This is a genomic window from Olivibacter sp. EAT-5, assembly GCF_044784325.1.
GTDB classification, from domain to species: Bacteria; Bacteroidota; Bacteroidia; order Sphingobacteriales; family Sphingobacteriaceae; genus Olivibacter; species Olivibacter oleidegradans.
Map to the genome: position 1 here is coordinate 6390345 of NZ_CP173028.1, position 15353 is coordinate 6405697.

At 43.2% G+C, this 15353-nt stretch carries 11 protein-coding genes; 5 read left to right on the plus strand and 6 right to left on the minus strand.

Features of this window, described 5'->3' with window-relative positions; translation table 11 throughout:
• Positions 1–75: 75 nt before the first annotated feature.
• Complete coding sequence (locus ACH11B_RS27025; protein WP_130856591.1) at positions 76–843, plus strand: AraC family transcriptional regulator; 768 nt, start codon at positions 76–78, stop codon at positions 841–843.
• Between the two features lie 82 nt (positions 844–925).
• Entirely contained in the window at positions 926–1351 is a 426-nt protein-coding gene (locus ACH11B_RS27030) for a VOC family protein (RefSeq protein WP_130856590.1), read from the plus strand.
• A 137-nt stretch (positions 1352–1488) separates the two neighbouring features.
• On the opposite strand, the gene ACH11B_RS27035 is transcribed toward ACH11B_RS27030, so the two are convergent.
• Positions 1489–4026 carry a tetratricopeptide repeat protein gene (locus ACH11B_RS27035; RefSeq protein ID WP_377611383.1) on the minus strand — a complete coding sequence of 846 codons (2538 nt, stop codon included), beginning with the start codon at positions 4024–4026 and terminating at the stop codon, positions 1489–1491.
• A gap of 506 nt (positions 4027–4532) precedes the next feature.
• On the opposite strand from ACH11B_RS27035, the gene ACH11B_RS27040 reads away from it, so the two are divergent.
• Complete coding sequence (locus ACH11B_RS27040; RefSeq protein WP_377611385.1) at positions 4533–5903, plus strand: alginate export family protein; 1371 nt, start codon at positions 4533–4535, stop codon at positions 5901–5903.
• 156 nt (positions 5904–6059) lie between these two features.
• On the opposite strand, the gene ACH11B_RS27045 is transcribed toward ACH11B_RS27040, so the two are convergent.
• Together ACH11B_RS27045 and ACH11B_RS27050 are read right to left on the minus strand one after the other, a co-directional pair.
• Positions 6060–7025 carry a zinc-dependent alcohol dehydrogenase family protein gene (locus tag ACH11B_RS27045; protein ID WP_377611387.1) on the minus strand — a complete coding sequence of 322 codons (966 nt, stop codon included), beginning with the start codon at positions 7023–7025 and terminating at the stop codon, positions 6060–6062.
• 49 nt (positions 7026–7074) lie between these two features.
• Positions 7075–7380 carry a helix-turn-helix transcriptional regulator gene (locus tag ACH11B_RS27050; RefSeq protein WP_130856586.1) on the minus strand — a complete coding sequence of 102 codons (306 nt, stop codon included), beginning with the start codon at positions 7378–7380 and terminating at the stop codon, positions 7075–7077.
• 380 nt (positions 7381–7760) lie between these two features.
• On the opposite strand from ACH11B_RS27050, the gene ACH11B_RS27055 reads away from it, so the two are divergent.
• Positions 7761–8567: an SDR family oxidoreductase gene (locus ACH11B_RS27055; protein ID WP_377611390.1), complete on the plus strand. Its 807-nt coding sequence runs from the start codon at positions 7761–7763 to the stop codon at positions 8565–8567.
• Between the two features lie 55 nt (positions 8568–8622).
• On the plus strand, positions 8623–9534 hold the full coding sequence (locus ACH11B_RS27060; RefSeq protein WP_289552240.1) for an AraC family transcriptional regulator: 912 nt from the start codon (positions 8623–8625) through the stop codon (positions 9532–9534).
• 192 nt (positions 9535–9726) lie between these two features.
• Here the strand turns inward: ACH11B_RS27060 and ACH11B_RS27065 are convergent, their stop codons facing one another.
• Genes ACH11B_RS27065 through ACH11B_RS27075 form a run of 3 tightly spaced genes read right to left on the minus strand, consistent with a single transcriptional unit; the run spans position 9727 to position 15347 of the window.
• Entirely contained in the window at positions 9727–11334 is a 1608-nt protein-coding gene (locus ACH11B_RS27065; RefSeq protein WP_377611392.1) for an amidohydrolase, read from the minus strand.
• Between the two features lie 9 nt (positions 11335–11343).
• A complete protein-coding gene (locus ACH11B_RS27070) occupies positions 11344–13887 on the minus strand; it encodes a zinc-dependent metalloprotease (RefSeq protein ID WP_377611394.1) in 2544 nt (847 codons plus the stop codon).
• Positions 13888–13898: 11 nt separating this feature from the next.
• On the minus strand, positions 13899–15347 hold the full coding sequence (locus ACH11B_RS27075) for a RagB/SusD family nutrient uptake outer membrane protein (RefSeq protein ID WP_377477747.1): 1449 nt from the start codon (positions 15345–15347) through the stop codon (positions 13899–13901).
• Positions 15348–15353 lie beyond the last annotated feature (6 nt).

The window sequence follows — 15353 nt, forward strand, 5'->3', positions numbered from 1 at the left end:
CCACAGCACACATAGGTTACATATCAAGCTGTTTTATAAAATGTCGTAATTGTAAGCATTAACAAAGTTTGAAAATTGAAAGGAAGTAGATTAAAACCGGCTCAAAAAATTGCCGAATATGTTGACGAAATTCTCATCATTGAAAATTATGATGTTAAAGACAATTTCTCGCTGCCTCTTTTTGCAAATGGCAAACCGACGCTACTTTTTCAAAATACGTTAGGCACGATTAACAACACCAAAAATTATTTAACTCTTTTTGGACAGACGGTCCTTCCTGAAAAAATCACATTCTCTGACAACTTTACACTTATTGCCTACTTTTTTAAGCCGTTTTCTTTAAAGGCTCTTTTTGGCTTTTCTGCCCAAGAATTTACAGACAATCCTATTAACTTAAATTTAGTAGACTACAAAGTAGCGAATGAGCTACAGGAAAAATTACTAAATGCCCTATCCATTCAGGCAATGTTGACCATTTTGGATGGTTTCATTTTCGATCTTATTAATAAAATACAAATTTCCAATAAACTTATTGATTATGCTACGAAGCTAATTGCTGAAAATCCTTCAAAACAGATTTTAACAAAAGCTCAAAACGAGATTTTTGTAACAGAACGGACTTTTCAGAGAATGTTTAAAAAGGAGGTAGGGATTTCACCAGATCAATATCGAAGAATAGCCCAGTTCAATTCTGCCTTTCAGCAACTAAATACCGGACTGTTTAAGCAGCTGACTGATATCGTATTTAATAATGGTTACGCTGACCAAAGCCACTTTATAAGAACATTCAAGGAGTTTACAAATTTAACACCTAAAGCGTATCTGAACTTAGGTAAGCAATAAGATATTTTGTCGGGATCATTCTATTTTGAGGTATTGCGGCATCCTACATTTGCAATATCAAAACTTTAAAAATTTATTTGAAATGAAAAATCCGATTTATCCGTGTTTGTGGTTTGACGGGCAAGCACAAGAGGCAGCTAAGTTTTATTGCTCAATTTTTCCAAATTCAAAAATCACCGCTGACAATCAGATGGTGGTAACGTTTGAATTGGACGGAAAAAAGTTTATGGGTTTAAATGGCGGACCAAATTTTACATTCAATGAAGCCGTATCCTTTGTTATTGACTGTGACACACAGGAGGAAATTGACCATTATTGGGAAAAATTGACATCCGGGGGTGGGCAAGAAGGAAATTGTGGTTGGCTGAAGGATAAATATGGAATGTCATGGCAGGTAGTTCCTACAGTTTTACCGAAACTGTTGAGTGATCCTGAAAAATCGCAGAAAGTACTGGACGCTTATTTAAAAATGAAAAAGTTTGACATTAAGACTTTGGAGGAAGTTTAAAACGATTATATGTTACAATGCGTTGGCGAAGTGACCGAATCTGCTACTTCGCCAATTGTTATTCAAACGACCTTGGGTTCGACCGAATGCTTTATAAGATCCGGCCAATGAAAATATTTATTAACGGAATATTTCTGTTACTTATTCTTCAATTTCTGTAAACGTTCTTTTGCTGAAGGAATGACGTCATCATCTTCTTCATAGTTTTTAATCACACTTTCCAACGTCTTCCTCGCTTGGAGCTTATCGCCCTTGCCCGCATAGGCATCCGCAAGCAGAATGAAGCTTTTGGCCACCCAATAGTCATATGCACCCATGTTGTTGATCACATCAAAGGCTGTTTCCTGTGCTTTGTCGTATTCTTTGTCTTGATACTGCAGTTGCCCTATGCGGTACCTTGCCTCTGCGCCGACTGCCGTTCGGCTCTTCAACGCCGCCTGATTCAGTTCATCCATGGCAGGTTCCACTTTCCCTTCCTGCAGCATGGCCCGTGCGCTGTATAAGTGTGCCTTGGCAATGTCCTCTTCAGACGACCGATCGTAATTCTTAATCAACTTCGCATACTTGGCCACCTGCTCGAAGTCGCCGATTTCGAAATAACAAATCATTAGGTTAGTTACCGCATAGCCATAATTTTTTCTATATTCTGAAACGAGCTCCAGTTTTTTGAGATGCACGATGGCCTCGTTGTATTCCTTCAAGCTCAGGTATAAGGCAGCAACCGTTAGCAAGGTCTTCTCCGTATACTGGCTCGTCCAGTCGTTCAAGATAATGTTTAGGTCGTGCAGGGCTTCCTTCGGGTGCCCGGTATGGTACAAACTCACCCCGCGGATATAACGGGCATGTTTTTCCTGTATGGGTTTTGGGAATTTATCAAAATATGCATTAATCGCTTCCACAGCCGGTCCGTACTCTCCCCTGGTAAACAAGGAATTGGCCACCTGAAAAGCTAGGTTATCCTGCTCCGCAGTACTCAGATCACCGATATTGGCACCGGTTGCGTATTGAATATAACTCGAGGCATCCCCTTGATCCAGATAGATGTTTTCAATGGAACGCAGCGCCTGCTTTGCCTCTTCGGTTGTGGGATATTTCTCTACCACCCGCTGAAAGGTGGCCTTCGCGGCTTCAGTTTCATCTTTATTGTACTGAACAAGCCCGATGGTCATCAATGCCCGGGGGACATAGCTGCTGCGGGGGTATTGTTCGATCATCTGTTGCAACCCTTCGATGGCGGCATCGTAATCTTCGGTAATGAAATACGTGTATGGAACCTCAAAAGCCACGTCGTCTGCATAGTTCGAACCGGGGAATTGTTCGATAACGGACCTTAGGGTGCTGAGTTTGGCTTCATTGTCGCCCTGCAATCCCTGAATAATACCGCGCTGGAACAACGCATAGTCCTGATTAGGAGCTTTGCTGTTGATCAGCTGGTCGTAGTATTCGTTGGCTCGGTCGTAATTGCGCAGGGACAGATACGAATCACCCAAACGGGCAATTACGTCATGACGCATATTTTCCTCTAGCGAACTTCCTTCGACAGCCAAAAAGCGTTCAAAATAATCGGCCGCTATGCTAAAGCTGTCGTTGCGAAACGCCGCATAAGCCAAGCCATAATTTGCATAATTGTATACATTTGTGTTTCGGGCGGCGGGCAACCGAAGGAACCGGGAAAAGTTTTCTACCGCCTCTCTGTACTTACGCACTTCATACATCGCCTCCGCTTTCCAATACGTGGCCAACGCCGCCATTTCCGCATCGATTGGGAATTTTTCCGATCGCATGAACAGGGATATGCTGTTTTCGAAAGCGCGCTCATTATAAAACTCCAGTCCGCGGTAATACGTTACCTTTTGGTAGACCATATCGGCTTCCCGCCCCCTGCTTTTGAACGATTCCAGCATAGCTACCCCTGCATGGAAATTGCTCGTACCCGACAAGACCTCGGCCAACAGGGTTTCCACATTCTCTGTATTTTCAGCATCAGGTTTACGATCCGCATATTTCTGAGCGATATATTTCTGAAGGACCTCCTGAGCAACCTGGGCGGAGTCTAATTCATATAAGATTTTAGCATAATTAAACAGCCCATCTAATTTCAATGCCTGATCGAAATCCAGCCTGGACGCTTTCACGAACACATCCCGTGCACGTTGCTTATCGCCGGTTTCAACGGCAATATGGCCCAAAGTAATCAATGAGCCCTGATAAAAGGCATCCGGATCTGCCACTTTCTCCAGAATAGAGTTTGCTCTTTCGTATTCGCCTGCTAAATAGGCGATAGAGCCGATCCGGAAATTATCGATATTGCTGCGTGAAGCATCCGGGTAGCGTTCAATTAATTTAACGTAGTAAGCTTGTTTGAATTTGTTCTGTGCAAAATACGTGGCGGCAGCGATACGGCGCAGCTCGATTTCAAGCGCTTCGCGTTTGATATTCATATCCGGACTCCGACGGATCTTTACGGCATCGGCCAGCATCGGCCGGTAATCACGTACGACATCGATGGACCCCATAGGCGTAGATTGCCCTTCGTCTAGCTTTTCAGTGGCTTGCTGCTTCTCTTCCTGCTGTTCTTTTTCCTCCTGCGCATACCCCATAACTAGCAAGGCTGAAAAGGCTGCGGTAAGCAGGTATTTCAGGTAGTTATAACCGATCCTTTCTTTTGATATCATTGTTCGTCTGTATTTCTGAGCTCTTCCAACATTCCTTCGAGGCGATAAAAAGCCAATTTACTTTTTCAATAAATGCACAAATTTACGTATTTAAAATCTTTTCACAGAATTGCACAGGAACTAACAAAATGCAATTATGCCATCCACCATTTCCCAATCTTTGGCAATGTAAATAGCTATCGTGCAATTACCTTCGTCAACATGTCGGAAACAAACTTAATCGGTTCTATTTTTAGCTAGGAGATACCGGAAAACAGCGAAGCGTATACAAAAAAGCCCAAATCGTCCCCGCGCTTTTTCATATTTTGTAGATAAGTAATCAAAATTAAAAAAGTAGACTTTTGTCTACTTACTTTTCCTACAAACATCTTCGTTCCGTTGCATTCTGATACTGAGATTTGTATGGCATCTTATAACGATGTTCATGCAGTACACGGATACACGATGAAAGGAAAACGACCTCAACTAAAACGGATCGATAGATCAATCAATAATATGCGCAGCTGATGAAACTAAAAACTGTATTGCTAATGGGTTTCTTTATATTGGTCAAATTTTCCTATGCCCAAAACTTTAAGCTGTTACGTTTTAATGAAGATTATTCAGCTTTAAAGGATAGTACCCGGACCTTTTACAATAGCTTGAAATACCTGCCGCTTTCGGAAAGTGGAAAAGCCTATGTTTCTTTCGGTGGCGAGCTGCGAGCCGAACTGGACGGGGCGCAGCACGAAGACTGGGGCGCAAGTAATATCGGCAGAAATATTTTCTTGCTACAGCGATACCAACTGCATGCCGATCTGCACCTAAATGACAGGATCAGGATCTTCGGGCAGTTGCGAAGCGGTTTGGAGAACGGACGAAAGAACGGACCGCGGCCTATTGATGAGGATCAGCTGAACGTTCAGAATCTTTTCATAGATCTAATCCCTTACAAGGGAATGGATGGCAAAATGACCATCCGATTAGGACGACAGGAACTGCAGTATGGTAGCGGCCGACTGCTTGATGTTCGCGAGGGTCCCAATCTTCGTTTGTATTTCGACGGAGCCAAAGTGGCATATGCTGCTCCAAAATGGAATGTTGATGCTTTTGTCATGGCGGCCGGCCGTGTAAAAACCGGTGTGTTTGATAATGCCACTATTAGCCGAAAATCGAGTCTATGGGGCGTTTATAGTACACATACTGCAGATAAAATGCTCAATATCGACCTTTACTATATGGGTACTCACCGGGATGAAGCCCGGTTTGATGATGGTGTTGCCACTGAATCCCGCCATACCGTCGGCACCCGATTGTGGGCGAACGGAAATGAACTGCTCTACAACTTTGAGATCGGTTATCAATTGGGCAAATTTGGCGCGGCAGATATCCGCGCCTGGGGCGGCTCGATGGATATCACTTATCGTTTCACTAATCTGAACGGGGTTCCGACAATAAAGCTCCGCAGCGATTTTATTTCAGGCGACGACACCAAAGACGATGGCAAACTGGGCACATTTAACGCTTTATATCCGAACGGCGGTTATTTCGGCATGAATCCACAGGCCGGTCCGGCAAACCTGCTTTCTATTCACCCCAATTTGAGCTGGACCCCGGTCGGGCATGTACTGCTTTCCTTTGAAACGGTCTTCTCGTGGCGGCAATCCCTGCATGACGGTATTTACCTCCCTGATGGTACACTCAGGCTGGCTTCCTCAAATTCAGACAGCCATTATATTGGCACGGCTTACATTACTACAGTATCCTGGCAGATCAGCAAATTTCTAAACTACAATGCCGGCCTACAATATTTTAACACCGGGGATTTTATTAACGACGTAATACCGCAACATAAAGATGGGGTTTTTATTAGTTCACTCTTAGGTTTTAAATTTTGATCAGCAATGTATGAAAATCCGCTGCCTGTGATTCATGATCCCTATAACAATCACCGGGGGAAGGCAAAACATGAGAGTCCTTAAATGGACCGACCGTTTGCACTCCGCCATTTTTATAAATAGAATGTGGTGAAACAAAATTTTCAGTAATGGCATTTATTCCATATCTATTCCAATTTTACCATAAAAATTTTCATCACCGGCTTTGGTTTCCAATAAACGATGAGCCTTACCTATTTCCGACAGTGAAAAGACCTTATTTAAAATTGGCTTCAGCTTTTTATTTTCAACCAATCGGGTTAACTCATCGAGTTTATTTCTATTCTGTCGGGTAAAGACAAAATGGTAAGTGGCGTTTTTCCCCCATGCGTCAATAAGGTTCTGAGGTTTTTCGATATCAACCAATGTAACTACCTGCCCCATTTGACTAAGAATCTTCCCGCTGTCAGCGAGCGTATTTCCTCCAATGGTATCAATAATTACATCAACTCCTTTATTACGTGTCAATTGTTGAATAGCATGGATGTAATTTTCATTTTCATAGTCAATCACATAGTCAGCTCCCAGTTCAATAAGAAATTTATGATGGACTTTTCGTGCGGTAGTAAAGACAGTTCCTCCCATAGCTTTTGCAATTTGAATAGTTGGTATTCCTACACCACCGGCACCCCCGTGAATCAAAATAGACTGGTTGATTTTTAGTTGTGCTCTTGTAACCAGCATCTCCCAAGCTGTACCCGCTGCTAAAGGAAGTGTTGCAGCTTCCAGATGGCTAATGTTTTTTGGTTTTCGCCCAATGATAGACTCGTGAGCACAGTGATACTGCGCATAACTTCCCTGCCCCTTAAAAATTTCGGGGGTATAATAAACTTCATCACCGATTTTAAAATTTTCTACTCCCGCACCGAGTTCCACTATTTCACCGGAGATATCATGGCCTGTGATGACGGGTAAGTCCAATTCATTTTTATAATCCCCACGCCGTACTTGATAATCTAAAGGATTGACAGAAGTTGCAAGTACCCTGACCAACACTTCCCTGAACCCGGGTTTTGGTACCGGCATTTCTACAATTTCAAAATTTTCGACGGGTCCGAACTCCTTTAATATTGCTGCTTTCATATTGTATTTAGTTAATTAGGTAAATACCTAAATTATATATTAAAAATTTTTAGAGTCTATCTTTTATATGCATTGCTAAATCCTGGATTAATTGCTCGTTCCTTTTATAATATGTCCATTGCCCATTTCTTGTAGCAATCAAAACATTAGCAGCCGACATGGTTTTTAAATATTCAGAAACGGTAGGCACCGACATTCCCGCTTTTTTGGCGATATCGGATACACATACGCCTACTTCGGATGTTTTTTCACTAAGCTCCTCTTCAGGAAAATGTGCATAAGGGTCTTTCAACCATTTAAGAATGTTTAAACGTGTCTCGTTCGATAGCGACTTGATGACTTCCAATAATTCCATTCTACAAATTTAGGAAATTTCCTAAATACCTACAAATAATTAATACGTATTTTTAGGGTCTAGTATTTGCAGTGTTCAGCCTAAACTTCAGCTTTGATGAAAATGTGTTATATCTATCTATTGAGGCTGTGCTAAAGTCAGATAGGTAGAGTCCTATGCTTTTGCTAAACACTATTGTCCCGGACAGCGGTGTGTGGGGTTATTAGAACACCAATGAAAAGCACTACCATAAAGAATAGATAGGATGCGATAACAGACTGGATTTTATATCCAACTGCGAAAATGTTGAAAACGGTATTTTGAACACAAGCTTGTCCGGTTTGGAAACATTTGCAGTTTCTGCTATGCTTACTTTTGCCTAAACTTACTAAAATATCAATATGCAAAAAACAATTTTTATAACGGGCGCTTCAACAGGCTTAGGCAGAGCCACTGCCAAACTATTTCAGCAAAAAGGCTGGAAAGTTATAGCCACCATGCGCAACCCTGATAAAGCCGGTGACTTGGCTAATCTCGAAAACGTCAACGTACAACAGCTTGATGTGACCGATCTTGACAATATCAATGCAGCGGTATCTACCGCAATCGCTTCCAACGATATTGATGTTGTTTTTAATAATGCCGGTTATGGGCTTATGGGATCCTTAGAAGCATTATCCGATGAGCAGATATTAAGGGAGATTAACACCAATCTTTTAGGTGTTATCAGAGTTACGCAAGCTTTTACGCCGCATTTCCGCGAAAGAAAGCAGGGTTTATTTATCAGTACTACTTCAATGGGCGGCTTTTTGGGCTTTCCGTTGCATTCTATTTACCATGCAACCAAATTTGGCATAGAGGGTTGGTCTGAGAGCATGTCTTTTGAATTAGCACTGTATAATATCGGTATTAAAACCATCGCACCGGGCGGTATCTCTACTGAATTTCTTGGCCGCTCGCTTGACAGAAGCTTTCATCCTGCTTATAAAGAATTAGAGGATAAACTCTTTACCAATATTGACATGATGATGAAGGCTGCGTCAACGCCTGAGCAGATAGCAGCAATAGTTTATGAGGCGGCCACTGACGGTAAAGATCAAATACGCTATGTGGCAGGTAATGACGCCAATGCACTATATCAAAAACAACTGGAGATCGGCAAGGAAGCTTTTCGTATAGAGATCAGACAGCAATTTTTAAGTAAATGAAATAAACAGGCAAACGGTTAAAACTGCGAGCCTATTACTACATTTGTATAACAGTATGGTAACAATTAGCTCCATTACCGAGTTTCATCGTAGGCATGGCCTGTCTGATCCTGTTCACCCACTGATCAGCTTGTTCCGCGTGGAGGATCTTCGCTTTATCAATGATCCCATGTGGAAGCAATATTCGCTTAATTTTTATTGCGTATCGTTAAAGAAAGAAATCACCAGCAAAGTAAAATACGGACAACAATACTATGATTTTGACAAAGGCTTGATGACCTTTATTGCTGCCGGTCAGGTACAAACTCTGGAAATACCTGAAGACGACTTATCCAAAGGTAGCGTTGGCACAGGCCATGCGCTGTTGTTTCATCCGGATCTACTATACGGGCATCCGCTTGCTGTAGCGATCAAAAACTATGGTTTTTTCTCTTACGCGGTTTATGAAGCGCTGCATCTTTCAGAGCAGGAAGAACAAAATGTGGTCGATATCTTTGACAAGATCGACCAAGAGATAAAATATATTGACCGCCATACCCAGGAGATTGTACTGTCACAGATCGATCTGCTGCTTAACTACAGCAAACGCTTCTACGAACGACAATTCATCACCCGGAAGGCTGTGAACCACGATTTGTTAAGCAAAATGGATAATTTGTTGACCACTTACTTATCAGATTCAGCAGCTTTAAAGAACGGGCCGCCAACGGTGGAGTATTTGGCTGAGCAACTTGCTCTTTCCTCACATTATCTGAGTGATATGCTTCGATCGCTAACCGGACAGGGCGCACAGCAACATATCCACAACAAAATGGTGGAGAAAGCGAAAGAGTACCTGAGTACCACTACACTTTCAGTAGCCGAAATAGCTTATCAATTAGGCTTTGAGTATCCTCAGTCTTTTAACAAACTGTTCAAAAAGAAAACCGATCTATCACCCCTTGAGTTTCGCCGTTCATTCAACTGATCTATACTTATCTGCAGCGCTGGTATAATATTATAAATCTGATGAATTAAAGATAAAATCAACCTGTTCCAAGATGGAACAGGTTGCTGCAGGCTGTGAAAAAGGTAATTTTAACATTAAATGATTTATCCCGGAATCTGCGTGCGTTGAATTATACTCGTCTTGCTGGCTGAAGCACCTTTTATAAATATCTTACCTTACCGTCGGGTAGCTAATTCCTAATTGCTCAAGATAAGTGCCGTATTTGCTAGGATCATAATAGTATTTTTTCATGAGCGGACGGAATTCTTCCATTATTTTTTTATTCAGAAAAGTAGCGGGTTTATTTTTTTCTGAAACCAAGGGCGTATATTTTATTTCCTTGGTTTGTACCTCATTAAAATAAGTCCAAGCGTCTTTAATAATTTGTGGATCTACTAGCATATCCAGTAACGTAAGCGCTTCCACTTTTGCCCCGGCGATAACACCTTTATGTGCAATAGGCGTTGCCATGGCAATGGCGTTAGCCCAATGATGGCCCGGTAAACCGGGAATATTGGAGGGGTAACGCAACACCACGGTTGGCACATTCCAAGCAATGTCAGCAATATCATCAGACCCGCCGCCCATGAGGGATGGATTGGCATTGGGAATACCGAGTTTACTTAATTCTACGTTCATTCCTTCTTCTTTAACTCCGAGTTCTTTTTGTATCGCTTTGGCGAGTTGTTGATCCTGAGCGCTCCATGTGGGTAGACCCACTGCTTGAATGTTCTTGTACATGGTTTCGGCGATTGTTTGATTGAAATGTCCGGGCCAAGCGCTTCCCAACACTTCGTAGGTCATCTTGGTATTGGTCATTTTCGCGGCGCCCTCACCGATCCGAATGCCATCTTCGTACATTTGCATGATCTTTGGATAGGTTTTCTCCCTAAAATAATACCATACCGATGCTTTAGATGGAACTACATTTGGCTGATCGCCGCCATCGGTTATCACGTAATGAGAACGCTGTGTGGGCTCCATATGTTCGCGGTGGTAATTCCAACCTGCATTCATGAGTTCTACGGCGTCTAAAGCACTTTTTCCACGCCAAGGGGCACCACCGGAATGGGCTGCTTCGCCCTCGAAATTGAACTTAACGGAAATCATGCCGTTCCCGCCACTGTCGCCATAGGATACCCCCAAGTTGTTTGCTACATGGGTGAAGATACAAGCGTCAATATCTTTAAAATAACCGTCACGTACATAGTAAGCTTTTGTACCCAATTGCTCTTCTGCAACCCCTGGCCATAAGACCAAGGTACCGCTGATGTGTTCGCGTTCCATTATCTTTTTTAGAGCCAGTGCAGCAGTAATATTTAAAGGAACACCCGAATTATGACCTTCGCCATGCCCGGGCGCCCCCTCCACTAGGGGAGCATGAAAGGCTACTCCGGGCTTTTGCGAGGCTTTGGGTATGCAATCAATGTCACTGCCAATAGCGATAACGGGCTTACCGTTTCCCCATCTCGCTAACCAGGCTGTTGGAACACCGGAAATGCCCTGCTCGATGGAAAAACCGTTTTCCTTTAGAATCCCGGTTAGATAGCGAGATGTTTCTTCTTCCTGAAAACCCAATTCGCCGAAACTAAAAACCATATCTACCATTTCCTGGCTCTTTTTCTGTTCTTTATCAATTTCAAGAATAAGCTCTTTTTTTAAAGTAGCTAATTTCTTGGCATTGATTTTTTGAGCGAAAAGTGGAGGCACACATCCAACTTGTATTATATAGAATACTACACTGATGAATAGAAGGTTGCTAATTTGATGTTTCTTCATGTTGAGCATTTAATTGAATGAACACATTTGGTCTATAAAATGAAGTGACGGGGTTCCTATGGGAGCACCGGGAGGCATTTGCATAGGGGCTTCGATTTCAAATTTTGAAGGATTTTCCCGGAAAGATTTAATTTGAGTTAAACCAAAGTGTAAATTAGAGGCGTAAGCCGGTGATGCATTGCCGAGATGATCTTGCATCCAAGTGGCTAGGTTCTCGATTAAATAGATGGCTTGCCCTTTCACCACGGTGGACGTCTCCTTACCGGCTGCTAACTGTAGCAAATACTGCAACGTAACATTATTTACCATGGCTTGTAATGCTCCCTTATAGCCGCCAACGAGGGGTTTCTTCCAAGTGAGCTCTAAAAGCCTTTCGGCCATGGGAATAAAACCGGGTTGTTTATCGTCTCTGCCTTGGTACTCAATTAACCTGGCTGCCCGCGCAGGGTCTAATAGATGACCAAGCGTTGTGCTGGCCACTGTCTCTGCCGCGGCGATAGGATCAAAAGTAGGGCCTGTATAACGATTAAAGACTTCACGGGTCTGCGGATATCCCGAAGGCCGGGGCGGGATTTTCTGTATTAGCTGCTCCGGCAGTGAGAGCGCGTCTGCCTGGATTGTGCTGATTAAGGCATCAAAGGCCTTCCATTGTTCTTGGGGTTCAATGAGTTTGGTAATAACTTGTCCGTCATTCTTTAGGGCATGGGTAAAATACAAACCACCTAAAGACTTGGCTGCGGCTTCTATCTGATAACGGTGGAGGAGATAGATAGGCACCAATACTTCTTCCAAGGTGGCCATGGGTGCACCTTCGGGAATGGCTTTCTCTGAAAAATTTTGTAATAGTCGATTCCTGATTTGCAACAGGCGTTTTAACTCGTTAGGTGCATTGGTACCTTCATCCCATTGATTGGCGATGGGATGGACATAACCGCCGATATCGGGAATGAAGATATGCCCTTGAGCGAGGGTTTCTTTCATAATATCATCGAGGGCCTTGTTTTCATCGGTTCCTTCGGGGAAGTCTTGGTATCCCCAGATAATGGCACGCTTATCCCACTCACCTATACCTACGGCATACGCATCTGCTACATTTATTTTACCTTGGTTGTCCATACTAAAGCGAGGGAAGGGATAATCCATTACCGATGCCCTGTTTTTCGTGCTGGAAGTAAAATTATGATATAAGCCAAGGGTGTGACCAATCTCATGAGCGGAAAGCTGACGAATACGTGCGAGCGCAAAATTCTGCATATCATCATTTACTTCTTTTCCATCTTCATATTGCTGCAAAAGCCCTTCCACAATCAGGTAATCTTGCCGATGCCTGTCTGCTCCCAATGTTACCACACCTTTAATAATTTCACCGGTACGGGGATCTATATGGGACATACCGGTTGAAAAAGCCCTGGGGTTTCCGGTACGGTTAATCCAATTGACGATGTTATATCGAATATCCATGGGATCAGCACCTTCCGGTAGCTCTTTGATCTGAAAGGCATTCTTATATCCGGCCGCCTCGAAAGCTTGATTCCACCAGGAACCGCCTTCGATGAGTGCTTTCTTGATCAGTGCGGGCGCACCACGGTCAACATAGTAAACGATCGGTTTTACCGGCTCACTGAGCGCAGCCGTAGGATCTTTTTTTTCCAGGCGTTGCCTACGAGTAAAACGTTTAACGACGGGTTCTTTCATGGAAGCGGAAAAATCCATGTAGCTATACATATTAAAACCGGAGCGCGGATCAAATTTACGGGGCTTATAGCCAGCTTCGGGCAGCTCCACGAATGATTGATGCATCTTCACGGTAACTGCATTGGGGTCCGGCGCGATACCGGGCCCCATCCCCCAACCTCTGCCCTGGACGCTGCCTCCTGTAAAAGTGATGATGGCTTCGAATTCTGTGTTTTTTGGAAAGTTTTTAGTATTGTCTAAATAGATGGCCGATCTGCTTTCATCAAAATTATAAGCCGGGCCCATCTGTTGTGAAGCACCAATATGGAGACCGGGAAGGTTGTTACGCCCAATACTGGAAGCTATCTTCTGACTATCTCGTACCAAGAACGGGCTCAGGTCAATGAGTACTTTCCCCTGCCCTACCGCCAACACTTTGAATGACCAGATAACGGACTGAGCAAAGGCGTTTTCTACTGCTTTTTGCTCGTCTTTATTATCGGTTATCGCCCGGTAAGCATAGTTGGGCTCTACCAGCAAGATCTTCTGGCCTACTTGGATAAATTTAGCAATAACTGCTGTTGCCTGTCCCCTTTCCGGCCCGCCGGAACCTACCCCATCGGTAAGCGAGGTGTAATACAAAAATTCAGTCCCTAGCTTGTCTATTTCCAGATAAATCTTATCATTTTTTTCATCGTAATAGAAATTAAAATAACCGGGATACGCTTTTAGATTTTTGATGAAATCGGAGATACTTCCTGTTACAACGGGAGTAGCTATCGATTTCTGTGCCCGAAGGGTTTGGTAGGGTAGCAATCCACCGATAAGGGACAACGTTATCAGGAAACACCTTGTAATCGTTTTTTTTAGACACATCATGTTCTTCTTGTTTATAAATCTTTGTTAGTTAATAGTTCTGAATTGGGCAAGGGAAAAATATAGGCTTCTTCTGTTGGTGAAACAGCTGGAGCAGTACCCTTTGCAGGAATAGTCTGCAAAGTACGCAACAGATCATTAGAACGCAATCCTTCGCCTAAAAACTCAATTCGGCGTTCATGTAAAATCGTTTGGATCAGAGCGTCTACATTATTGATGGCACTTGTTGGGAACTGATAAGATGCATCAGCCCGGTTTCTAACATATGTTAGCAGATCGCGTGCTTTATCAAGATCTTCCACATGCGCTGCCGCCTCGGCATAATTAAGTAACACTTCGGCGTATCGGATCACAGGAATATAATCTAAAAATGGAGAAGGCTTGCTGTATTTTTTGAGATACTTGGTAGCTCCACCGGTAATGAACAGTCGGCGTTGATCGTTTTCGCGCCACTCCGTGTCGGCGATGATACCCAGTGGGTTTAAATTATACTCCGAATTTCCTGGCGAGGTATTGAGATTGTATCCTATGGACGATTGACCGGTGGTAGAATCTAAATCAGTCATGGGCATACTAAAGATAGACTCTGTTGTGGTATAATTATTTGATAAAAAAGGAATAGTAGCGTCGTCTTGTAGCGCATGGGCAACACCTGTTTCGGCTCGGTACGGTGCATTGGCCGAAACGATTTTCTGCGCTTCTTGTATCACCATACTGTAATTTCCCATCGTAAGGTAAACACGCGTTTTGAAAGCAATGGCCGTGTTGCGGTGAGCGCGCGTGGTATTGAGTAGAGGCGTACCATAGGATAACGGCAGGCCCGTTTCGGCTTCATCGAGATCTTTCAGTATTTGTGCATATACTTCGGCTACTGTACTGCGGGCTAATGAATTGTTGGCCGAGGAAGTTTCGGCCAGTAGACGTAAGGGTAAACCCGGCGCATTGCCATTGTTCTCGATATAAGGTCTTGCGTATAGGGTTACCAGGGCGAAATAAGAAACTGCCCGCACAAATTTAGCTTCGGCAGCGTATGCGGTAGCTGCTTCGGGATCTACTTTATCTGCATTGTCAACTAATCCTTGTAAAAAAACATTGCATAAATTAATGGTACGATATGCTGCAGCCCAGAGGTTTTGCACTTCGTTGGAACCGGCATTTAAGGTATGATTCCAGGAATCAAAAGCCGTAAAAAGATTGGCGGTTCTATTAATATATTCTTCACCTCGCACTTCGCAGTAAATGTAATAACGACCGCCATAAAATTGCTGGTCTTTCATGCCCCGATATAATCCATTTACCAAAGCCAGCACACGTTCAGGGGTGTCAAATGTTTGTTCTTGCGGAATATAAGTAGTGGGATCCGGATGCAGGTATTCCTGCTCGCTACAAGAAATAAAGCATAGCACGGTAATCATGATTGATTGAATACCCTGTTTTAAAGTCTTATATTTTTTATTGTTCATAACCTA